Source organism: Arthrobacter ginsengisoli (genome assembly GCF_031456935.1).
GTDB classification, from domain to species: domain Bacteria; phylum Actinomycetota; class Actinomycetes; order Actinomycetales; family Micrococcaceae; genus Arthrobacter; species Arthrobacter ginsengisoli.
Genome location: NZ_JAVDVQ010000028.1, coordinates 1 through 22,381, shown reverse-complemented (window position 1 = coordinate 22,381; position 22,381 = coordinate 1). Strand labels below are relative to the sequence as shown.

Below are 22,381 nucleotides of genomic sequence, written 5' to 3'. Positions count from 1 at the left end.
AAGATTTATTCAGACATGACGTTGCGATGGTAGGATTCCTGTGACCGGATGACTTCAAGGAGCCAGCGATGACCCAAGCCCCAGCCTCGTCCGCGGAACCTACCCGGACGCATCGACGGAAGGCGCAGACCCGCGCCGCGTTAGTCCGGGCAGCACAGTCCTTCCTGGCCCAAGGACAGACCAACACGCCGGTGCTGGAGATCACTCAGGCCGCGGACGTTGGGATCGGCTCCTTCTATAACCACTTTGCGTCGAAAGACCAGCTATTCGAGGCCGCGGTCGAGCACGTCATGGACCTCCTCGGCGCGGTCCTCGACGAGCTAACCACCGACGTCGACGACCCCGCCGTCGCGTTTGCGACCAGCTTCCGGTTGACCGGTCGCTTCCACCGCCGTGAACCTCAGCTCAGCAAGGTGATCCTGCACAGCGCCCTCGACATCCTCGGCGCGCAAAAAGGGCTGGCGCCGCGTGTCCGGCGTGACATCCAGGCCGGCGTCGAGTCGGGCCGGTTCACAATGACAGACGTCGACGTCGCCGTGGCGTGCGCCGTCGGCGCGGCAACCTTCCTCGGACAGCTCATCCAAGCCGAACCCGACCGCGACGACGCCGAGGCGACGGACCAGGCGACCGAGGCACTCCTGCGGATGCTGGGCGTTTCTGCCAGCGAAGCGCGTGCAATATGTCGCAGTCCACTCCCCGAGCTCCAGACTGCAGGGCTGCGCGGTGCAGTCGACGAGGTGGCAACGAACGGAGACACGGCCCGCTGAATCGTGCGACCCGGGGACGCTTGTTGGTACTCGATCAGGCCCAAAGCCCTTCGATGCTGGACGGATCGCATTACGCATGGCCATGGACGCCGTGAGGTTCGCCCCGGGCTTCATGCCTCTTGACAAACAGTAGGAGCGCGCCCGAACGGTGATGTCTGCATTGTGCCTCGCACCGCCCCGGGACCTATGCCTCTGTCCTTCCTGTTCCGACAGTCAAGACTGGAAGTGAGAGCCCGAGTCCCTCCACGGTGCTTGAGCAGTTCTAGGGGGAGCTGAGCGTTCTCGGCCGCACCGAGGGTGTCATATGAAGCGTCCGGAGGCTGCCCCGGCGAGCCCTCGGCGGAGCATCGCGGGCACGGCCGTCGACGCCGTAATGCAGTAACGGCCGCCGATCGATAGGGTGGCTCGTCCGCCGCAACATTAAAGGAGAGGAATGCCCCGACTCCAATCGCCGCCGCCCCTGCGCGAACACCCGGTCGTGACCAGGTTCCGGGAGAAGCGCGCCCAGCACCCGCAACTGAGGATCGCCGATCTAATCACGGGCTTTGCCGGATCGATGCCTTTCGTTTACGTCCATGTGGTCGTCTTCGCCGGCTGGATGCTCTTCGTCGAGGAAAGTCCGTGGCCGAACCGGGCATCCGCCTTCCAGCAGGAGAAGGCTGATCACGACTTCCTCGAGCAGGAAACCGAACTGAAGACCAACACCGAGCTCACCCGCGAGATCCACAAGCTCACGACGGAGTTGCATCGACGTGTGATCGGTCAGGAATGACCGCCGCCTATGGCCCGGAGGGTGCCGCGCAGATCGTTCAAAGGCCCCTGGCGGCTCGCGGTGTGCCCTCGCGGCGGGTCGAGGTTACTCCTTCGACCAGATCCGACACCAGTTGGGTCCGGGTGTTCGTCGCCGGGATGATGCTCGCCCTGGCGGGCATCGCCGCCATCCGAGGTATCCGCGTCCTGCGGCGGTCGGAACCTTCGGGCCGCGCCGTTTCGGCGGCGCGCCATGCCGCCCTGATCGTGAACCCCCGGAGCGGCGGCGGTAAGGCCGTGCGCTTTGGCTTGGCCGAGGAATGCCGTGCCCGCGGCATTGAGGTGCTCATCCTCGAACAGGGGCAGGACCTCGCCGGGCTGGCCGAAGCCGCGGTCGCTCGCGGCGCCGATGTGCTCGGCATGGCTGGCGGGGACGGCTCGCTGGGGCTGGTCGCGGACGTGGCCGCCCGGCACGGTGTGCCCATGGTCGTCGTTCCCGCCGGCACCCGCAACCACCTGGCCATGGACCTCGGCCTGGACCGCGGCAATGTTCTGGGGGCGCTCGACGCGTTCGGAGCGGCGGTGGAACATGTCATCGACCTCGGGCAGGTCAACGGCAGGGTGTTCGTCAACAACGTCTCGCTCGGACTGTACGCGGAGATCGTCCGTTCGCCCGAGTACCGAGAGGCCAAGGTGGACACCACATTGAGCATGCTGCCGAGCATGTTGAGGCCCGGCAGCCGACCATTTGACTTGCGTTTCACCGGACCGGCGGGGGAGCGGTACACCGCCGCGCACGTCGTCCAGGTCTCGAACAACCCGTACGGCCGCACGCCCGCCACCATCGTCAACCGGCCGCGACTCGACGGGGGCCACCTCGGGGTGATCGCCCTCAAGCTCCCTGACGATCCAGCAGAAGCACAGCGTCAGCTGATCGCGGCGCGCGGTCATTCGGAGAGGTTTCCCGGCTCCGTCGTCTGGGAGCCCTCGACGTTTGAGGTGGACTCCGGTGGGCCGATCGACGTAGGCATCGACGGGGAGGCGCTCCGCATGGCGGCCCCACTGCGGTTCACCATCCGGCCTGGCGCGCTGCGGGTCCGCCTTCCCCGGGCAGAGAACCGGCTCTCACCGGCGGCGCGTCCGCTCCGGACCCCCTCGACTCTGCGGGACGTGCTGCGCGGCGCGCGCGGCCGTTGGTCGTAACTCCGGCTACCGCGGGCGAGGGACCAAGCCGACAATGGGCGCATGGCGTGACCCCTCGCAGTCAGTAGCGGAAAGAAGCACGCAAGGTGTCGCGACTGTCGCTCACAGTTAGGCTCGCGGGAGACTGAGGCTGGCCTCGGCGTGCACGCACGGTCAAAGGACTTTAGGCCCTAAACGTCCGCGAGCTCGACGTGAACTGTTGAAGAAGACGGAGGGATCTCTCCGATGACCTGCGCAAGCTTGCGGCCCGCGCCAAGGCTGCAGAGGATCGATTTGCCGCCGCACAGCAGGACGCTCACGCGAAGCTGCAGCAGGATGTCCAGAGCGGGCGTGGACTGCCACGGCGTTGGGGTGGAAAGGCTGCACGACCCCATCAGCCAAGTCTCCGCGAACCCTTGTGGCGTCGAGGGCGCGAGAGGAAAATGACCGCAGGGACGGGAACGCCGTCGAAGATCAACCGCTCATTAGCCGCCCAAATTCACACGGCGGCATGCGGAACGTGATGTCAGGCCCTTCTAGGGGGCCGGGGGACCGGCCAGGACGGAGCGGACCATGCCCAGGTACGTGGAAATTGACGGGCACCCAACGTGGGTCGATGATCGGGGCGGTCCCGGCACACCTCTCCTGCTATTGCACGGCGGCCTGAGCAACAGTGATGAGCTGCTCAACAGCATTGGGGCAGGTCTCGCGGAGCGCTACCGAGTCGTCGCGTTCGATCGCCGTGGCCACGGCTACACCGCGGACACCGATGCAGATTTCCACTATGCGGACATGGCGGACGAGACCGTTCGGGTGCTCGAACAGGTAGTTGGCGGACCGGCCCATCTCGTGGGGTGGAGTGACGGCGGGATAGTTGCGCTGCTCGTTGCGCTTCAGCGACCAGATCTCGTACGCAGGCTTGTTGTCATTGGGGCGAACTACCACTTCGACGGCTTCATGACCGTTGAGATAGACCCTGAATCTTCGCTTGTGCAGGCACTGGGCAAGGCCTACATCGAACGCTCACCTGACGGTCCCGAGCACTTGGAAGTGGCCTTCAGCAAGAGTTTCAGAATGTTCGGTGCGGAGCCGACGCTCACGACGGCCGACATCGCGCAAATTGCCCGGCCTGTGCTCGTCGTCGTCGGGGACGATGATTTGGTCGCGCTGACACATACGGTCTCGCTGTACGAGGCCTTGCCTGAAGGCCAGCTGGCCGTGGTCCCTGGGGCCTCTCACGCGCTTCCATTGGAACAACCGGATGTCCTCACCGGTCTCATCCTCAATTTCCTGGCCGCCGTTGAGTCTCCCCACACGCTCGTTCCCGTTCGCCGGGCACGGCTCGGCACCAACTAGGGTCCCCGAGCGTATGGGGGCATGATGATTAGCGAAAGCGGCCACGAGGTGCCCTGCTTGGGCCAGCTGGTCGTATCGAGTGAATATCTGTCCGGATCTCAACCTGCGGCAGCACCATGAACTCATCCATGGACCAGGGACGGCGCTGAACCGTCTCGGTCGCAATGACGAATTCGCAGTCGGCCGGCGGGATAAGGTGCAGGGCCGCAGTCAACACGGGAAAGCTTTCGGTCTTGTATTGGCCCCGTGGTATCGCTCGATGGCCAGTTCGCCGTCTTCCATGAAACCAGACGAGATGATTCCCATCATGCACCTCCGAGGTGGATTTTCGGCAGGTCGAAATGACCGGTGCCCTTACGATAAGGCAACGGCAGAACAGGATTCAGACCCGCGCAAGTTCTCCGGTCCCGCCTGCAGGCTGTGGGCCCTTCCACCGCTAGGGCTGCGGGCGAGCTACGCTAATGGCTCCTAAATCCTGCCGTGGATAACCCCGAATTGACCCCAGGTGCATAACCGGCGTTGGCGACCTGCTGATCGGTATGGTGTTCAGCCCCGATCTGAAGGATTGGCCGGATGCTGTTGAACGTTGGCCGAGACGCTGGTTCTGGTCGGGACCGGTCGCGGCGCTTGGATGGTTTGATTAGTCCGTGCTCCGTCTAAAACGCCTTATGGTTTTCAGCCTGTTCGCGGTTTGCGTCATCACCGCATTCTCGTTCTGGGTAACTCGGCAGCCCGGCGCAGACGCGCGCGGGGCCCTTTCTGCACCTCCGCGAGCGGGGGCGAAACTTGAAGTGTTGTCCACCGGCATCATCACCGCCGTGAACATAACCCCGAGCCCGGATGCCCAGTGGCTCATCCGGGCTGCCGGGCAGACCGGGATCCCTGCCCGCGCGCTCCGGGCCTACGTTGCTGCGGCAGCCACGGCCAACGATTCCGCTCCGATGTGCGGGATCGGCTGGAACACCGTGGCAGCTGTCGGCTTCGTCGAATCAGCGCACGGAACTTACGGCGGTGGCAGCCTTAACACCGCAGGGCAGGCGAGCGGCCCCATTGTGGGCCCGAGCCTCGATGGCAACGGATTCGCCGCCATCGCCGACACGGACGCGGGCGTCCTGGACGGCGACGCCCGCTGGGACCACGCCGTCGGACCCATGCAGTTCATTCCCTCCACCTGGCAGCTTGCAAGGCGGGACGGGAACGGGGACGGAACAGCGGACCCGTTCAATATCGACGACGCCGCCCTCAGCGCAGCGACCTATCTGTGCGCTCACGGCCGTGACCTCTCAACCGCGCAAGGGTGGACCGACGCCATCTATTCCTACAACCAGTCCGATCCCTACATCCGCCAGGTGCGGGCCCAAGCCACCGCATACGCCGTGAAGACGGGCACCTCTTGAGTCGTTGGGTTCGATCACCATAAAGTGTCCGCAAACGACAAGCACTTCAGGAGATGACATGTCCCTCGTCCGCGTGCATAACTTCTCAGTCTCCCTCGACGGCTTCGGCACTGGCGAGGGCCAGCAACTCGACGCTCCGTTCGGTCACGCAGGCTCACGGCTGGTGGAGTGGGCTTTCGAGACGCGCACCTTCCGTGAGATGGGCATCCACGGGGAGTCGGAGGGATCCTTCGGCGTCGACGAGGCATTCGCCAGCACATGGGGGCCCGGGATCGGCGTGGAGATCATGGGGCGCAACAAGTTCGGCCCTCAACGCGGTCCCTGGGAGGACGAGGAATGGAAGGGCTGGTGGGGCGATAACCCTGTCTTCCACACCCCTGTCGTTGTTCTGACACACCATCCTCGGCCGGTACTCGAGATGGAAGGTGGAACAACCTTCCATTTCGTTGACGCCGACCCCGTCTCCGCGCTCAAGCAGGCCCGCGCCCTGGCCGGCGACCTCGACGTCCGGATCGGCGGCGTCAGCACGATTCGACAGTTCCTCAAGGCCGATCTGATCGACCACATGCACATCGTCCTCGTGCCGATCGTCCTGGGCCGGGGCGAACGGCTCTGGGATGGACTCGAAGGACTCGAACAACGCTTTGACATCGAAGCGACCCCTTCTCCAAGCGGAGTTCTCCATCTGGTCTTCACTCGTCGCACGGTGAAGACTTCCTTCTAGCGATACTAGGCACAAATCTGAGGAACCACGGCAAAGACGATGGGCTTCAGAGGCACGCCGACCGCCCTTACCCCCCGGATGATGGAAACATGCGAGCTGGGCGTCGGGTTTGCATTCATAGTCGGCCGAGCTCCTCGGAAATGAAGGCCGGTAACAGACCTTCCATCAACCTGCCCACAGTATAAAGAGAGCAGGGCGTCCTTCGACCAGATTCCAGCATTTGTCGGCCCGGCAGGAGCTGGCCGCGCTGCTGCGCGGCCAGCTCCTGGCATTTGAAACCGAAGCCCGTACCGTCAGGCTCAGTGCTGGTGTGAGGCGTCGTGCGCGTGGGCAGGGGGAGTGGCTGCGCCGGAGATGCTTCCGGTAATCCAGGACATCATGCCCGCCGATGCGTCGAACGCCGGCTTGCGGTTGGCGTTGGACCAGACTGTTTCGGGTCGGCACTGGAGCAGGATCAGGTTGCTGCCCTCGGGCAGTTCTTCGTCCACCGCGAACTCGATGTCCTGGGGTGCCTGGTGGATGCGCTCCAGTTTCTTGCCGAGCGTAGCCAGGGCCACTACCTCGTCGTCGTGCAGGCACAGTACATCCCGGCGTTCGGCAGGAACGTCCACCGGCGCGTCACCGCGGCGGTATTCGATGATCTTGTTGCCCAGGGTCCTGTCGGCGATGCCGAGGCCCACCTTGTCCACCACAAAGCGGTCCGGTGTCACTTCACCGCCCACCACTGAGAGGCCCAGGCCCCAGCTGGCTTCGAGCACAATCTTGGACCGGTCACCGCTGGTGGGGCTGATGGTGAACATCACGCCTGCCGCCCGGGCGCGCACCGTCTTCTGGATCACCACGGCCATTTCGATGGCGTGCGGGTCAATGTCCTTCTCGGCGAGGTAGGACAGGACACGGCCGGCAAAGACGCTGACGTAGCACTCATGCACGTACTTCAGGACCTCGTCCGCCCCCACGATGTCTACCCAGGTTTCGAACTCGCCGGCGAAGCTGGCGCCCACGGAATCTTCAGCGGTGGCGCTGGAGCGCACGGCTACCGCGATGTTCTCCACACCGGTTTCGGTGCACAGCTTCGCGTAGGCTGCACGCACTGCGTCCGCCACCTCGGCCGGGATCGGCACCTCGGTGAAGCGTTCGCTGATACGGTGCCCGGCGTCGTCGAACGCTGCCTGGTTGCGGCCGGTGCCCAGCCCCTCCAGCACGCTGCGGGTGAACTCTTTCAAGCCATCCGCCTCGAGGTAGGCGCGGTAGGCCGCGGCGGTCACCGCGAAGCCGGGTGCCACGGGCAGCCCTTCGGCGGTCATCTGGGCCAGGCCGGCGGCCTTGCCGCCCACTTCCCGGACGTCCTGGCAGCCGGGGTCGTTGAATTCTCGGATGTACACGGTCAAACTCCTAGCTGACCGCTGCTGCGGTGTCAGTGGCGTGGGTGGTTTCGGGGGCGGGTTCAAGCACGACGACGGTCCCCGCCTTCCCGTCGATCCGGACCCTTTGGCCGGTGGTGAGGCGGGCGGTGGCGAAGCCGGTGCCCACCACGGCCGGGATGCCGTATTCGCGGCAGACGATGGCGGCGTGGCACATCATGCCGCCGATGTCGGTGATGACACCGGTGGCGACGGCGAAGGCCGCAGCCCAGGACGGGGCGGTGATCGGAGCCACCAGGATTTCGCCCGGCTGCAGGAGCGGCAGGTCCTTTTCGGAACGCAGCACCCGGACGGGGCCTTCCACGATGCCGAGGGAGCCCGGGATGCCGTTGAGCTTGTCCGTGGCGCCGTCGGAGGCGCCGAGCCAGTCCTGCACGCGTTCGGTGGTCACGCCGTAGTTCATTACGGCGAACGGGTCCGTGACCTGCTGCGGCGGGATGCCGTAGGCGGGCGGGGCGCTGGCGGCCTGGAGCGCCGCAACAATCGGGCGGCGGCGGGCGATTTCGGCCTGCCAGCGCTTCTTGCCGCGGGCAGGGACACCGATCGCCCAGGAGTCCACGACATCGAAGAGTGCGGTGTCCAGCTCGAAGCGGTTCAGGTAGAACATGTCCTCGGCAGTGTCGAGGAAGCCGGCATCGACCAGGAAACGGGCGAGGTCCCACGCTTTTTCCCAGAAGACCTTGTGGGACCAGTGCTCGACGTAGATGTTGTGTTCTTCGATGTAGGGGAAGACCTTCCGGGCGAGGCCGAGCAGTTCGTCGAACTGGCGTGCCTCATCGCCGGTGAGGAGGGCGCGGTATTCGTCCACGATCTCGTCCCGTTCGTCGCGGAGCCGCTCGATGGGCCGGGAGATGTCCTCGCCGTTGGCAATCTTGACCGCGTAGCGGGAGATTCCCTGCAGGGGGATGGAGAGGTCGCTGGCCCAGGTTTCCTGGTCATGGGTGAAGCCGTACTCGGCGAAGTAGTTGAACCAGGGGTCCTTGGCCTCTTCGAACGCGGCCAGCCAGGTCCGGCCGTTGGTGGTTTCGGCCAGGGCAGCCAGGATGGCTTCGTGGCCGCTGTTGCCGGTGATGATGCTGTTCAGGTCGAGTTCGTGGGAGAGCGCGGCCAGCTTGCGCAGTTCGTCGTCCGGGCGGAAGGCGAGGACATCGACGCCGGCCACCATGCGGGAAATGGACTGCTCGCTGATCAGCGGGAACGCCTGCTTGCAGAACTGGAAGAAGGTGATGTAGCCGCCGTAGCCCAGGTTCAGGAATTCGAAATGGTACTGCCAGATGGAGAAGAATTCATCGATCAGCCGGTGGTAGTTCTCGATGACGGCCATGGCCGAGGACCGGCCGCGTGCTTCGGTGACAACCTCGGCGGGGTCGTATTCGCTCAGCCGGGGGAATTCGATGGTGCGCAGGGAATCGATGGCGCCTTCCATCTTGGTCTTCCACTTGCCGTAGAGCTCGTCCCAGTTGGCGTAGTAGTAGCCGGCCCGTTCCTGGAAGATGGCCACGCGCTCCTGGATTCGCGCGGGATCCTCAACGCCCAGCGGCGAGATGTAGACGTAGCCGTTGACCACGCGGACGTCCAGGCCCAGTGACACCGGCAGGGCGAAGATGCGGGTGCTGAACGTTCCCACGCCCAGGTACACGGCCTCGGCGCCGATGCTGTCGAACGGGTGGCAGCCGCGGGACCAGTGCATGGTGTCGGCGAACCAGAACTGGGCATTCTCGTGCTCAGTGGTTTCCTCCGAGGGGACGAGGTAGTAGGGGTACATCGACTCCCAGCCCTCACCGCCGGCGGGGGTGGTGGATTCGTTGAAGAACGGGAAGCGTGCTGCGCTGCCCGGGGTGGTTTCGGTCATGATGTGGCTCCTTGCGACAGTGAAAGGGAGGGGGTGAGGAATTCAAGCAGTTCGGCGACGTCTGCCAGGGCGAGGTCCGGCCTGGCGGCGCCTTCGAGCGTGGCAAGCAGTTCGGGAGAGGTTGCGCCGGAGAGGACCACGGCGCTGTTGGCGCCCATGGACCGGGCAAGGTCGATTTCGACGGTGGCGTCGCCCACCACGGTGACCTCTGCGGCGGGAAGGCCCAGCCGGCGCAGCAGGGTTTCGCCCAGGGCGCCAGAGGGTTTTCCGACGACCTGAGGTATGGCGCCGGCAGCCCAGCCGATGGCGTTGGCGATGGCTGCCGAGACGCACACGGACTTGCCGAGGCCGCCATGGAACCAAGGAACGTCCACTGTGGTGTAGAGCGGGGCGCCGGCATCGACGGCCAGGCTGGCCGCGTTGATCTGTTCAGTGCTGTAACCGTTTGCGGCCCCGACGACCACGACGTCGGCCAGTTCCGGTTGCGCGGGATCGGCCAGGTTCACGCCCAGGCTGCGCAAAGGGGCGCTCAGACCCTCCGCTCCGAGCGCCAGCACCCGGGCCCCAGGATGCCGGTGTGCAATGTACTCGGCGGCTGCGCTGCCGGCGGTGGCGAAGTCCTCGTCGCGGATTCCGATTCCCTGCGAGCGGAGGTGGGCGGCGTATTCGGCCGGGGTCTTCTCCGAGGCGTTGGTGCAGACGACGACGGCGTGTCCGGCAGCGTAGAGCGCCGCCACCAGTTCCGCGGCGCCCGGCATGGCTTCCCCGCCGGCACCGCCGGCGCGCTTTGTGCGCATCAGGCAACCGTCGACATCCAGTACCCAGCCGCGGGAATTCTGTATCAGATCGTTCATGCTGTAGCCCCCTGTGCGGTGCCGTCGACTGCGTTACCAACTTCGTTGGAGGCTCGGCGTTGAATGGAAAATTTCGTGGTGCCGTCGCTGACGGACACCGAGGTGGAGGGCCGGTCATTCACGGCTGCCAGCAGCCGCTGCAGCGTTGACGTGGCCGAATTCTTCTTCGCGGCGTACATGGTGTCCACCTGCTCGGCAGGCATCACAGCCCGCAAGAGGAGTTCCTCGTCGCTGATAGTGGTCCCGAATCGCCGCCGCAAATCCGCGATGGTGACGTCGCCGCCGTCGTTGACCGGCTGTTGTCCGCGCTTGGTGGCCATGGCCCGGTCCATCAGTTCGGGGTTCACGGCCCCGGGCAGCGGGCCGAAGTCGCCGCGGAGCAGGTCGATGACCTCATCCGAGATCTGCTTGTACCGCTCTCCGGTGATGACGTTGAGGGTGGCCTGCGTGACGATGTACTGCGCAAACGGCGTCATCACGATCGGCCAGCCGAGGTCCTCGCGGACCTGGACGGATTCCTCGATCACCTGGTCAAACAGGTCCGCACGCCGGATTTCGCCGAGCTGCCGGCGGGTGGTGGACTGCACCCCGCCGGGAATGGTGTGCCGGTAATAGGCCTCGTCGTATTCGTTGGGGCTGCCCGCGGGAAGGTTCTTGATCCGCCCCTGGCGCTGCAGGTAGGCGGACGCTTTGGCCATGGCGTCCAGGTCCACGTTGACGTTGTGGCCGCGGGCCCTGAGGTTATGGACCAGCCGCTGGGCTTCCGGGTGTGAACTTCCGTTGGCCAGTGGGGGCAGGGCGCAGTGGATGGTTTCGATGCCCAGGTCTGCTGCATCCAGGACGGTGATGGGGGACAGGCCCGTGGTGCTGTGCGAGTGGATCTCGTTCAGCGGGGTGGTGTTGAGGCTGGACCGCAGCAGCGGCACCAGGCTCTTCACCCGGTCCGGCGTCAGCAGCCCGGCCGGGTCCTTCAGGTAGACGCTGTCGATCGCGTCGCAGTCGTCGAGTTCCTTGGCCTTGGTGGCGAAGTATTCGTCGGTGTGGACGGGGCTGGTGGTGTAGCAGATCCCGCCGATGACCTCTTCGAAACCGACCCGCTTGGCCATCTCGGCGGTGCGCTTGGCACCGTCCATGTCATGCATGGGATCGATCACCCAGAGCCGCTTGACGCCATTGCGGACCAGCAGCCGGAAGGCAAGTTCGAAGACGGCGTCCGGGGTGCGGTGGAACGAGATGAACCGTTTGCCTGTGGTGAGGAAGCCGAGCTGCGTGTTGGGCATCAGGTCGCGGGCGGCCCGCAGCCGTTCCCACGGATCCTCCTGGTGGTACCTCACGGCGGTGGCCATGAGAGTGCTGGAGACCAGCTCGATGGCGTGGTATCCCACCTGGTCCAGCAGCGGAGCGACACCCTGGACCATACGGGTGGTGACTCCGGTGGCACCCCAGATGCTTTGGTTGCCGTCCCGCAGGGAGACGTCGACAAGTTTGACGTCGGTCATGAGTTCACCTTTTCCGTCATCAGTTCGTTCAGCCAGTGGGTGGTGACCGTGTTGTGCTGGAAGACTGGGTGGGCCAGAATTCTGGACAGCAGCGGCAGTGAGGTGGTGACGCCTTCGATCTCGAAGGCGGCCAGGGCCTGTTCCATCCGTTCGATGGCGGCGGCACGGTCCGGTGCCCAGGCAATCTGCTTGGCCATCAGCGCGTCGTAGAACGGCGGGAAGCGGTAGCCCTCATAGATGTGCGTATCGAGCCGGAGTCCGCCGGCGGCAGAAGGGCGCCAGCGGGTGACGGTTCCCGGCGAGGGCCGCAGATCGTTCTCCGGGTCCTGGGCGGTGATGCGGCATTCGATGGCATTTCCGGTCAGGCTGATGTCTGCCTGGGTGAAGGAGAGCGGTTCGCCGAGCGCCGCAAGCAGCTGTTCACGGACCAGGTCGATGCCGGTGATCGCCTCGGTGACAGGATGCTCCACCTGCACGCGAGGATTCACCTCGAGGAAGGCCAGCGAGTCACGCTGCACGTCGTAGAGGAACTCCACGGTTCCCAGGCCAACATAATCCAGGGCCTCGGCGATCCGGAGGGCACTTTGGTACAGGAGCGCGCGGGTGGGCTCCGGGAGAGCGGTGCAGGGTGCCTCCTCCACGACCTTCTGGTAGCGGTACTGCACCGAACATTCCCGCTCGCCGAGGTGGACGCGGTGGCCGTGGCGGTCCCCGAGGATCTGGACCTCCACGTGCTTGGCGTCCTGCACGAACCGTTCCAGGAACACGGTGCCGTCGCCGAAGGATGCTTCCGCCTCGGAGGATGCGAGCTGCCAGGCCTCGGCAAGTTCCGCAGAGCTTTCGACGAGTTTCATGCCGCGGCCGCCGCCGCCGTGGGCCGCCTTGATGAGCACCGGGTAGCCGATGCGTTCGGCCAGTTCCCGCACTTCCTCAGCCGTTTGCGCGGTGCCTCCGGCGGAGACGGGGACGTCCACGGATTCGGCCAGCCGCCGGGCCGTCAGCTTGTCACCCAGTGCGCGCAGCGCCTCGGGCGAGGGGCCCACAAAGGTCAGGCCGTTCTCGGCGCACAGTTCGGCAAAGGCCGGACGTTCGGAGAGGAATCCATAGCCAGGGTGGATCGCGGTGCACCCGGTGGACAGGGCAGCCTGGACCACGGCGTTCATGTTCAGGTAGCTGTCGGCAGGCCGGGGGCCGCCGATGGTCACGACGCGGCTGGCCCGCTTGGCGCCCAGGGTGTCCTTGTCCGCCGTGGAGACGCCGAGAACGGTGTCGTAGCCAAGCCGATCGCAGGCGTCAATGATGCGGACAGCGATTTCGCCGCGGTTTGCCACGAAGATGCGGTGCTTCATGCGGCGGCCCGGATGGCGAACAGCGGCTGCTCGTACTCCACCAGATCCCCGTCCTTAACGAAGACGGCGGCCACTTCGCCGGCGGCACCGGCGGTCACCGAATTCATGAGCTTCATGACTTCGACAATGCACAGCACGGCATCGGCGGACACCGAATCGCCCACCTGGACAAAGGCGGATTCCCCGGGCTTGGGTGCACCGTAGTACGTTCCGAGCATCGGCGCCGTGACCAGGATGTGTCCGGCCGGAAGTGCGTCGGGGCTCATGGCGGGGGAGCGCCCGTTTGACGCGGGTGAATTTACGACGACGGGAGCGGACGCCGCGGGTTGTGCCGTGGCTGGCGCTGGCTGGGCCGGTGCCGATGGCGCCGTGGCTACAGCCGGGGCTGCTGCTGCGCCTGTCTGGGCTTGGACAACGCCGTCCGGAATATAGCCGCCCCTGCGGACGTGGAGCCGCAGCTCGCCTTTCTCATACAAGAAATCTGTGAACTCGGTTTTATCGAGCTGTTCGATAATCGCCGCGAGTTCCTCGAGGTCAATGTCCATGTGCGGAATTTCCTTCTCTCACGCCTGTCCTCGTTGATCAGGTCGGGAATGTGGCGTGTGCCACCTATTGACAGCGTAGGAAGGCATCCCGGTGTGCGCAACGGAATCTGAAGAGATTCCGCTGTGCGCAATCTAGCCGCGCAGACCCAATCCTGCCACCAGGCCCTTCTCTGTCATCGATGCGGCCTCGTGGAGCGCCTTGACGTGGTCTGCAACCATCGACTTCTGGAACCGTGCGGTGGGGATGGCTGTTGTGTAGGCGGCGATGGGCTTTCCGGCGGGGTCCCTGATGCATACGCCAAGGCCGCTGACTCCCTGCTCCGTTTCCTCGAAATTCGTTGCATAGCCTGCCTTACGGACTGTCGCGAGCTGCCGCTTGAGTGCAGGTAGGGCGTGGATCCGGGCGGTGGGCCACGGCGTGAGGCCGCCGCGGTAGATCTTTTCCAGCTCAATGTTGCCGAGTTCGGCGAGGATCGCCTTGCCCCCGGCTGAGCAGTAGGCCGGCATGAGATCGCCCATCCTGGCTTTGACGTGGAGTGCCGCCTCGGACTCGATACCGTCAATGAAGCGGATGTGGGGGCCCATCAGGATCATTAGCTGGACGGTGTCGTTGATGTCGCCGTAGAGCTTCTGGAGGGCCGGACGGCCTACCTGTCGCAGCTGGTTCACTGAGAAATTGGCCTCGCCATGGGGAGTCAGCTGTGGTCCTGCGCGGTATCGCCGCTCCCGGTCCTGGATGGCAAAGTCCCTGGCGACCAGTGCGCCAAGCAGGCGGTGGGCCGTGGACGGTGCCACGCCTAGGCGCTCCCCGGCGGCTTTGACGCTGATCGATTCCCCGCCGCGCAGGATGATCAGCAGCTGGAGCGCCCGGTCAACGGACTCGAGCTTCGAAGGGCTTTCAATATTTTGCATAGCAGAATGGTGACACGGTTCACTAGTGCCTGACTAGCCCAGAGATCCCCAGCGCCCGGCAGCCAAGGCGCTGCAACTTCGGGCCATGGCTAGGCCAGCGATCGATTTCGCTAGGAGGAATCTCCAACATTTTTGTGGACGTGTCCAGCGGGTGTGACTAGGCTCACTGCATACCTCCCCCACATATTTAGGCAGCAAGAAAGAAGACATGGACGTCTTGACCCAGATCCGCCAGTCACCGATGACACGATTCCAGGTAATGGCCGTAGTGATCGCTCTGACACTGATCCTCATTGACGGATTCGACGTGGCCGTGATGGCCTATGCAGCGCCCAGCCTCTCCCGGGCCTGGGGGCTGGACCCGGTCACCCTCGGTTTCCTGCTCAGCGCCAGTCTGTTTGGGATGGCCGCGGGCTCGATCTTCCTGACTCCGCTCGCGGACAAGATCGGCCGCCGGAAGCTGGCCCTGATTTCGCTGGTCATAATCAGCATTGGCATGGTGCTCTCCGTCTTTGCCGGTGATGCCATGCAGCTGATGGCTTTCCGGGTCATCACCGGACTCGGTGTGGGCGGCATGATGGCCAACCTGAACGTCCTGGTGTCGGAATACTCCTCGGACAAGCGCCGCGGCACCATCATCGGCATCTACGCCGCCGGGTATCCGATCGGCGCCACTGTAGGCGGATTGGTTGCTGCCCCGTTGATTCCGGTCTACGGCTGGCATTCAGTGTTCATCGTGGGGGCGGCACTGACGGTCCTGATGCTTGCGATTTCCTGGCGCTTCCTCCCGGAGTCCCTCGACTACTTGCTGACCCGTCGCCCGGCGGGTGCCCTGCCCAAGGTCAACGGAATCCTCGCGAAGATCGGCCGGCCGGCTTTGGCCATACTGCCGGCCCTTCCCGCTGCCGTCCGCCAACAGAGCGCGGTGGGCGAGATCCTGAGCCGGCCCACCCGCTTTCGGACGCTGGCTTTGTGGATCGGCTACGCCTGCCTCGTCGCGGCCTACTACTTCGCGAACACCTGGACTCCGAAGATCGTTGCGGCAGCCTCCGGCAATGATTCCCTCGGGGTGACCATCGGTGTGATCGCCAACGCGGGCGGCATCCTCGGCTGCTTCATCTTCAGTGCACTCGCCATCAAGTACCGCAGCCGCCCCCTGCTCGTCTGGGCACTTGGCCTGGCCGCCGTCACCTACCTGCTCTTCGGCGTGGTTTTCTCCCAGGTCAACGTCGCCCTCGTCGTCGCACTGTTCCTCGGGATCCTCACCACCGCCGGGATCGCCGGCTTCTATGCAGTGGCACCTGACATCTACACAGCGAGGGCACGGGCCACCGGTATCGGCTGGATGATCGGCCTGGGACGCCTGGTTTCCATCGTGGCCCCCATCCTGGTCGGCTACCTGATCTCCGGTGGCTGGCAGCCGGAGCGGATCTTCTTCCTCTTCGCCATCCCGCTGGCGGCCTCCGCCCTGTGCATCGTTTCGCTCGGCATATCACTCAAGCGCACACAGCCGCCGGCCCTGGCGGACACCGTCCTGGCTCCCACCACACCTGCCGCGTAAGCGGAACCCATACTCTCCCCGTCAAGACATAGAAGGAAAAACGCATGCGTTCAGTTGAAACCGGCACCCTGCTGCGAGCCGCCCCCAAGCGTGAGGAATGGTCCGGTTCCCGGATGGGCCGCTTCCTGGCCGACGTCGAGAAGAAGACCGGCCGGACCTTCGCCGGTTACGAGGACGCGTGGCAGTGGTCCGTGGACAACCTCGAAGAGTTCTGGGCAGAGATCTGGGACCACTTCGAGATCATCTCCCACATACCCTACGAGGCAGTCCTGGGTAACCGGACCATGCCGGGGGCGGAGTGGTTCCCGGGTGCCACGATCAACTACACAGAACACATTGTCCGTGCAGTCCGCACCCGCGAAGACGACGTGATGGTTAAGTCCCGCAGCCAGACCGCCGGAAGTTCCGAATGGACCGGCGGCCGGCTGCTGGAGGAGATCGGGCGCATCCAGCAGGGCCTGATCCGCCAGGGCATCACGGCGGGGGACCGCGTGGCCGGCTATCTGCCCAACATTCCGCAGACCCTCGCGGCCTACCTGGCAACCACGGCCCTGGGCGCCATCTGGTGCTCGGTGCCGCCCGAAATGGGCCCCAAATCCGTGGTCGACCGGATCAGCCAGCTCGAACCGAAACTGATCATCGCCATCGACGGCTACCGCTGGGGAAAGAAGGACCTGTCCCGGGCGGATGACCTGGTGCGGATCCGGATGGAACTGCCGGACACCCAGGTGGTGCTGCTGCCGTACCTGGACCAGGACTGCCCGATGCCGGCCAACACCATTGCCTACAGCGACTTCACCAGTGAGAGCGCCGACATCCGCTTCGAGGCCGTGCCGTTCTCCCACCCGCTGACCGTCCTGTTCTCCTCCGGAACCACGGGCAAGCCCAAGGCGATCGTGCACTCGCACGGCGGCCTGCTGCTGGAGCACTTCAAGGCCATGGGGCTGCACTTTGACATGGGCCCGAAGGACACCGCCTTCTGGTTCACCACCACCGGCTGGATGGTGTGGACCCTTGGCATCTCCACGCTGCTGACCGGCGCCGCCGTCGTCCTCATGGATGGGGATCCCAACTGGCCGACGCTCGACGGCGAATGGTCCCAATGGGCAATACTGGCCGAGACCGAAGCCACGTACCTGGGCACGGGATCGGCCTACCTCGCCGCCTGCGCCCACGCCGGACTTACGCCCGGCGCCACCTGGGACCTCAGCCGGCTCCGCGAGATCCAGTGCTCCGGCTCGCCGCTCGCGGCCGACGTTGCCGCCTGGGTATACGACGAGGTCAGCCCGGACCTGGTGCTTGCCCCCACCTCCGGGGGTACAGATATCTGTGCCGCATTCCTGGGCGCGAGCCCGCTGACCGGCGTTTACGCGGGCGAAATGTCCTGCCGGCCGTTGGGCGTCTCAGTTGAGTCCTGGGACCGGGACGGACACCCGCTGCACGGCACAGCCGGCGAGCTCGTAGCGACCAAGCCCATGCCCTCCATGCCTGTCTTCTTCTGGGGGGACAAGGACAACGAGCGTTATACCGACAGCTATTTCAGCGCCTACCCGGGCGTCTGGCGGCACGGTGACTGGCTCATCGAGACCGAGCGCGGCACCTGGGTGATTTCCGGCCGCTCCGACGCCACCCTGAACCGCGGCGGCGTCCGCCTGGGCACGGCCGAGTTCTACGCCATACTCGATGGCCTGCCGCAGGTCAACGACAGCATGGTGCTGCACTTTGAGGACCCGGCAGGAGGAATGGGCCGCCTGGCGCTGCTCGTTGAAGCCCAGGAAGGTGCCGATACCGCACAGCTGGAGACGGCGGTGCGCCGGGCGCTCCGCACGGAACTGTCACCCCGCCACGTCCCCGACGACGTCGTCTTCGTTCCCAGCATTCCCCGCAACCCCTCCGGAAAGCGGCTGGAAATCCCGCTCAAGCGGGTCATCCAAGGCGCCGTGCTGGGCGAGGCCATGGACCCGGGCGTGCTCGTCAAACCGGAAGATGTTGGCGAGACAGTGCGGCTCATCAAGAAGGCGTTCGCCGCGTGACTACTAGCAGAAACGTGAATCCGATGAATATTTCCGACCTCGTTGCGATCGACATGCATGTCCATATCGAATCAGACGGCCATGGCCACACCGATATGCCGGAAGACTTCCGCGAAGCTGCCCGTAAGCACTTCGGCACCTCGCACGAACCATTGAACGTGGACAGCGTGGCTGCGCACTACCGCGAACGCAACATGGCCGCCGTCGTTTTTACCGTGGACCATGAATCCCAGACCGGGCATCCGCCGATCTCCAACCGTGAAATTGCCCGGCAGGCTGCGGAGCACTCGGATGTGCTCATTCCCTTTGCCAGCATCAACCCTGCCCGCGGCGAGGAGGGTGTGCGGGAAGCGAAGGTCCTGGTGGAGGAATTTGGTGTCAAGGGGTTCAAGTTCCACCCCAACCTGCAGGGATTTTTCCCGAACGATCCCATGGCCTACCCCCTCTATGAGGCAATTCAGGAACTGGGGGTTCCTGCACTCTTCCATACGGGGCAGAGCGGGATCGGTTCGGGCATGCCGGGCTCAGGTGGGATCAGGCTGAAATACTCCAACCCGATCGTGCTCGATGACGTGGCCGTGGACTTCCCGGACTTGAAGATCATCATGGCCCACCCGTCGTTCCCCTGGCAGGACGAGGCACTGGCGGTCGCGGCCCGGCACACCAACGTCTACATCGACCTCTCCGGCTGGTCCCCGAAGTACTTCCCGCCGCAGCTGGTGCAGTACGCGAACTCGCTCCTGCGGACTAAGGTCCTGTTCGGGTCCGACTACCCCATGATTCCGCCGGACCGCTGGATCGCCGACTTTGAGAAGCTGGCCATCAAGCCCGAGGTGCGCCCGCTGATCATGCGTGAAAATGCGATTCGGCTGCTCGGGCTGGGCGTAGCGTGAGCCTTACCTAACCACCGTCCTGGAGAAGACAATGTCACAACGCGTACTCATCACCGCCGGAGCCAACGGGATCGGCCTGGCCACCGCCAAGGCCTTCGCTGCCGCCGGTGCCCGGGTCCACATCGCCGACATCAACGCCGACGCCGTCAACGCCGTCACCGGCGAATTCGAGAACATCACCGGATCTGTCACGGACGTCAGCAATCCTGACGCCGTGGCCGCCCTGTTCGCTGATGTCCGGCAGGAACTGGGCGGGCTGGACGTGCTGGTCAACAATGCCGGCATCGCGGGCCCCACCGCACCGGTGGAGGAATACGACGTCGGTGCTTTCGCCGCCGTCGTGGGAGTGAACCTGCAGGGGACGTTCAACGTGACCCAGCAGGCGATCCCGCTGCTGAAGGAATCCGACGCCGCGTCCATCGTGACCATGTCCTCCCTGGCTGGCCGTTTCGGCTACCCCAACCGCGTTGCGTACTCCACCACCAAGTGGGGCCTGGTCGGTTTCGCCAAGACCCTCGCCATGGAGCTCGGACCGTTCGGGATCACCTCGAACACCATCCACCCCGGCGCCGTGGACGGCCCGCGTATCATGAGTGTCTTCGAAGGCCGGGCCTCCGTGTCCGGCCGCACCGTCCAGGAGGAAATCGACTCCGCGATGGCCAACCAGTCCGTGAAGAAATTCATCAACCCGGACGATATCGCCGCGCTGATCCTGTTCCTCGCGGGCCCGCACGCCCGCACCATCTCCGGCCAGATGTTCCCCATCGACGCCGACTCCAAAGCCGCCGTCTGATGAGCACCCAAATCCATCCCGCAGAGGCCCCGGCCGCCGGAGGCCCCGCCGCGGCCGACCAAGCCGGAACTGCAGGCTTTCTGGCATCCCGTCCCCGCAGCCTCTGGCGCGGACGCGTTTTCCTCATCATCGGCATCATCCTTCTCGGCATCACTCTCCGGCACGCCGTCACCGGCCTGTCTCCGTTGCTTCCCCTGCTTCGGGAGGAAATGGGCCTGGACCTTGCCGGTGCGAGCATGCTGGGAATGCTTCCCACCCTGAGCTTCGGCGTCGCCGGCTTCCTGGCACCCGTAGTGATCCGCAGGAGTGGACCCGAAGTCACCGCGGCTCTGGCCATGCTGCTCGCCGCCGTCGGCACGTTCAGCCGCGCCTTCACAGACAGCATCCCGATCTTCTTTGTCCTCAGCGTCGTGGCCCTGTTCGGCATGGGGTTCGGTAATGTGGTGGGCGCCCCGCTGGTCAAGTAGTACTTCCCTGACCGCCAGGCCGCCATGCTCACCGTGTTCGCTTTGCTGATGCAGGCCGGAGCGACCTTGCCAGCCACGACCGCGGTGCCGCTGAACAACGCCGCCGGCTGGCGGGCCTCCATCGCCGCGTGGTCCATACTCTCCCTGGCAGCTGCCCTGCCTTGGATCATCCAGTTGGTGCGCCTGCGCGGAAGCAGGACTGCGGCCGCGACAGCCGGGATGCCGAACTCCGCCGCCGCCGGCCCGAAACTGGGCCTCGCGCAGCTGGTCACCAGCCCTATCGCCGTCGGCACCGCCCTCTTTTATGCGATGGCCTCGCTCAACACCTACGGAATGCTCGCCTGGCTGCCCACGATCCTCAAAGACTCCGGTATGGACCTGGGTGCAGCTGCGGGCGCATTCTCTGTTTTCACCTTCATGACCCTGCCGATGGCGTTTATCGTCCCGATCCTGGCCTCTAAACTCAAGAACGTCTTTCCGCTCGCCGCGGCCCTCAGCCTCGTCGCTCCCATCGGCTACATCGGCCTGGCACTGGCACCGGCGGCACAAGTGTTGTGGGTCTTCATCATGGGTATCGGCGGCGGAGCCTTCCCGCTTGCCATCACCATGTTCAACAAGCGCACCCGCACCGCCGCAGGGTCAGCGGCCCTCGCCGGGTTCGCCATGGGCGTCGGCTACCTGTTCGGCACCCTCGGCCCGCTGCTCGGCGGGACCATCTTTTCGCTCACCGGGGGCTGGACCGCGGCACTGTTCGTCTTCGCCGGCACCGGAGTAGTCATGCTCGCCGGGGCTCGGATGATGACACCGAGCAACCACTACCTCGAGGACAAGTTCGCCCTGTAGGCCAAGAGACGCCTGTCGCTCATCGGATATGGCAGGGCGTCTCCTCGATTCACTGCGAGTGAATGGTGCCGCGGGTCAAACCCGACCCCAGCTTTGCGGGCCCCACGGATGACACATCATCCGTGGGGCCCATCTCCCGTTCTAGGAGCCGCTGGAGCCGGCCCTCCAGGGCAAGTGCCTTGCGGTCCGGCTCCGTGAACAGGATGCGGTAAATGATGGGTGCGATAACGACGTCCACGATCTCTTCCACGTCGGGCGCGGACTCCCCGCGTCGTTCTGCGGCGGACCTGATGGACTCGAGGATTTCCCTCAGGATGTCGAAATAGCGCACTGTGGCCTGCTCGTCAGCCACGATGTCCCGCAGGATCTGCCACCCCAGGGGGGAGGAAAATTCCTCGACGTACAGTTCCAGCCAGGCGGACAGGTCACCCGCCAAAGAGCCGGTGTCCTCCACGGTCTCGGGGGCGAGCTGCTGCGTCGCAAAGGCCGCCAGGAGCTGCTGGAGGTCGCCCCACCGGCGGTAAATAGTCGACGGCGTGACGCCGGCGCGGGCCGCAATGCGCGGGATGGACAGGCGCGCCCGCTCGCCGCCGTTTTCAGTCAGTAGGGCGTTGTGGTGCTTCGTATTCATTCAGGGGGGAGTGCCTGCGGCTACATGGCAGGTGCGGTGTTGCGCAGGGGGTTGCCCTTATGCTGCTGTGCCATGACTGTTCATGTCGAAGCTCCAAGGTCGCGGCATGACGTTTGCACTATTCCGCTCAGTCCTCGGGAAGCGCGGCGAAAGCCTTCTTGGTGTCGCGGTACCACCCCATGCCCTTGATCGGATTCTTCCAACGTCCCTTCATCGCGTCGCGGGCCTCCTGATGAGCTGAGTCACCGGCCTGGACGGCGTCCTTGAGGTGCCGGTCCTGCGCGTTGATGATCTCGTCCGCTGAATTACCACGGAACACCAGGTCGCACGGGCCTCCGAGTTGCTTGCAGGTCATACTTTTCATGGCGGATCCCTCTTTAGGCATGCAATGAATTCTGAAAGCCCCAAGTGGCGAACCTTCCTGACGCGCAAGCTTACCGTTCCCAGTGAAGTGCCGGCGCTAGCCAATATGTCCTTGTCGGACGCCCGTTCCGGGCTGAAAATGGTGCCGTGGTCGCCTGTCAACGCCGTGTCTCTATGGTTCTTTCA

21 protein-coding genes and 1 pseudogene are annotated in these 22,381 nt (G+C 64.9%); 12 read left to right on the top strand and 10 right to left on the bottom strand.

The features are described from left to right. Positions 1-68: 68 nt before the first annotated feature. From J2X01_RS19640 to J2X01_RS19630, 3 genes are all read left to right on the top strand, one after another. Positions 69-767, top strand: coding sequence for a TetR/AcrR family transcriptional regulator (locus J2X01_RS19640; protein WP_310061443.1), 699 nt, complete (start codon positions 69-71; stop codon positions 765-767). Between the two features lie 433 nt (positions 768-1,200). Further along, the gene (locus tag J2X01_RS19635; protein ID WP_310061440.1) at positions 1,201-1,539 is read left to right on the top strand and encodes a hypothetical protein; all 339 of its coding nucleotides are present in this window, start codon (positions 1,201-1,203) and stop codon (positions 1,537-1,539) included. Then, positions 1,536-2,720, top strand: coding sequence for a diacylglycerol/lipid kinase family protein (locus J2X01_RS19630; protein WP_310061438.1), 1,185 nt, complete (start codon positions 1,536-1,538; stop codon positions 2,718-2,720). Before J2X01_RS19635 ends, J2X01_RS19630 begins: the two co-directional genes overlap by 4 nt. Before the next feature lie 170 nt (positions 2,721-2,890). On the opposite strand, the gene J2X01_RS19625 is transcribed toward J2X01_RS19630, so the two are convergent. Beyond that, positions 2,891-3,094 (bottom strand): hypothetical protein, encoded by a 204-nt coding sequence (locus J2X01_RS19625; protein ID WP_310061435.1) that lies wholly within the window; start codon positions 3,092-3,094, stop codon positions 2,891-2,893. 178 nt (positions 3,095-3,272) lie between these two features. On the opposite strand from J2X01_RS19625, the gene J2X01_RS19620 reads away from it, so the two are divergent. From J2X01_RS19620 to J2X01_RS19610, 3 genes are all read left to right on the top strand, one after another. Beyond that, the gene (locus J2X01_RS19620; RefSeq protein WP_310061431.1) at positions 3,273-4,055 is read left to right on the top strand and encodes an alpha/beta fold hydrolase; all 783 of its coding nucleotides are present in this window, start codon (positions 3,273-3,275) and stop codon (positions 4,053-4,055) included. 791 nt (positions 4,056-4,846) lie between these two features. Continuing rightward, positions 4,847-5,452 carry a lytic transglycosylase domain-containing protein gene (locus tag J2X01_RS19615; protein ID WP_310061429.1) on the top strand — a complete coding sequence of 202 codons (606 nt, stop codon included), beginning with the start codon at positions 4,847-4,849 and terminating at the stop codon, positions 5,450-5,452. A 58-nt stretch (positions 5,453-5,510) separates the two neighbouring features. Then, a complete protein-coding gene (locus J2X01_RS19610; protein ID WP_310061426.1) occupies positions 5,511-6,176 on the top strand; it encodes a dihydrofolate reductase family protein in 666 nt (221 codons plus the stop codon). Positions 6,177-6,475: 299 nt separating this feature from the next. On the opposite strand, the gene J2X01_RS19605 is transcribed toward J2X01_RS19610, so the two are convergent. The 7 genes from J2X01_RS19605 to J2X01_RS19575 form a co-directional block, all read right to left on the bottom strand. After that, positions 6,476-7,561: a PEP/pyruvate-binding domain-containing protein gene (locus J2X01_RS19605; protein WP_310061424.1), complete on the bottom strand. Its 1,086-nt coding sequence runs from the start codon at positions 7,559-7,561 to the stop codon at positions 6,476-6,478. Positions 7,562-7,571: 10 nt separating this feature from the next. Beyond that, complete coding sequence (locus tag J2X01_RS19600; RefSeq protein WP_310061421.1) at positions 7,572-9,452, bottom strand: PEP-utilizing enzyme; 1,881 nt, start codon at positions 9,450-9,452, stop codon at positions 7,572-7,574. Continuing rightward, positions 9,449-10,306: an HAD-IIA family hydrolase gene (locus J2X01_RS19595; protein ID WP_310061419.1), complete on the bottom strand. Its 858-nt coding sequence runs from the start codon at positions 10,304-10,306 to the stop codon at positions 9,449-9,451. The genes J2X01_RS19600 and J2X01_RS19595 overlap by 4 nt, the downstream gene beginning before the upstream one ends. Continuing rightward, on the bottom strand, positions 10,303-11,805 hold the full coding sequence (locus tag J2X01_RS19590) for a pyruvate/oxaloacetate carboxyltransferase (RefSeq protein ID WP_310061416.1): 1,503 nt from the start codon (positions 11,803-11,805) through the stop codon (positions 10,303-10,305). Before J2X01_RS19590 ends, J2X01_RS19595 begins: the two co-directional genes overlap by 4 nt. After that, a complete protein-coding gene (locus J2X01_RS19585; RefSeq protein ID WP_310061412.1) occupies positions 11,802-13,154 on the bottom strand; it encodes an acetyl-CoA carboxylase biotin carboxylase subunit in 1,353 nt (450 codons plus the stop codon). The genes J2X01_RS19590 and J2X01_RS19585 overlap by 4 nt, the downstream gene beginning before the upstream one ends. Further along, positions 13,151-13,699, bottom strand: a complete 549-nt coding sequence (locus J2X01_RS19580) for an acetyl-CoA carboxylase biotin carboxyl carrier protein (RefSeq protein ID WP_310061408.1) — start codon at positions 13,697-13,699, stop codon at positions 13,151-13,153. The genes J2X01_RS19585 and J2X01_RS19580 overlap by 4 nt, the downstream gene beginning before the upstream one ends. Before the next feature lie 132 nt (positions 13,700-13,831). After that, the gene (locus J2X01_RS19575) at positions 13,832-14,611 is read right to left on the bottom strand and encodes an IclR family transcriptional regulator (protein ID WP_310061405.1); all 780 of its coding nucleotides are present in this window, start codon (positions 14,609-14,611) and stop codon (positions 13,832-13,834) included. A gap of 208 nt (positions 14,612-14,819) precedes the next feature. On the opposite strand from J2X01_RS19575, the gene J2X01_RS19570 reads away from it, so the two are divergent. The 6 genes and pseudogenes from J2X01_RS19570 to J2X01_RS19545 form a co-directional block, all read left to right on the top strand. Beyond that, positions 14,820-16,172 carry an MFS transporter gene (locus J2X01_RS19570; protein ID WP_310061402.1) on the top strand — a complete coding sequence of 451 codons (1,353 nt, stop codon included), beginning with the start codon at positions 14,820-14,822 and terminating at the stop codon, positions 16,170-16,172. Between the two features lie 44 nt (positions 16,173-16,216). Next, positions 16,217-18,205: an acetoacetate--CoA ligase gene (locus J2X01_RS19565; protein WP_310061400.1), complete on the top strand. Its 1,989-nt coding sequence runs from the start codon at positions 16,217-16,219 to the stop codon at positions 18,203-18,205. Next, positions 18,202-19,098: an amidohydrolase family protein gene (locus J2X01_RS19560; RefSeq protein WP_445344442.1), complete on the top strand. Its 897-nt coding sequence runs from the start codon at positions 18,202-18,204 to the stop codon at positions 19,096-19,098. The genes J2X01_RS19565 and J2X01_RS19560 overlap by 4 nt, the downstream gene beginning before the upstream one ends. A 31-nt stretch (positions 19,099-19,129) precedes the next feature. Continuing rightward, on the top strand, positions 19,130-19,891 hold the full coding sequence (locus tag J2X01_RS19555; RefSeq protein WP_310061398.1) for an SDR family oxidoreductase: 762 nt from the start codon (positions 19,130-19,132) through the stop codon (positions 19,889-19,891). Beyond that, positions 19,891-20,358, top strand: a complete 468-nt coding sequence (locus J2X01_RS19550) for an MFS transporter (protein WP_310061396.1) — start codon at positions 19,891-19,893, stop codon at positions 20,356-20,358. Before J2X01_RS19555 ends, J2X01_RS19550 begins: the two co-directional genes overlap by 1 nt. Before the next feature lie 15 nt (positions 20,359-20,373). Then, positions 20,374-21,201: pseudogene (locus J2X01_RS19545) on the top strand (MFS transporter); the annotation flags it as partial. A 49-nt stretch (positions 21,202-21,250) separates the two neighbouring features. Here the strand turns inward: J2X01_RS19545 and J2X01_RS19540 are convergent. Beyond that, on the bottom strand, positions 21,251-21,832 hold the full coding sequence (locus J2X01_RS19540; protein WP_310061392.1) for a TetR/AcrR family transcriptional regulator: 582 nt from the start codon (positions 21,830-21,832) through the stop codon (positions 21,251-21,253). 127 nt (positions 21,833-21,959) lie between these two features. After that, positions 21,960-22,196, bottom strand: coding sequence for a DUF1059 domain-containing protein (locus J2X01_RS19535; RefSeq protein ID WP_310061388.1), 237 nt, complete (start codon positions 22,194-22,196; stop codon positions 21,960-21,962). Between the last annotated feature and the right edge of the window lie 185 nt (positions 22,197-22,381).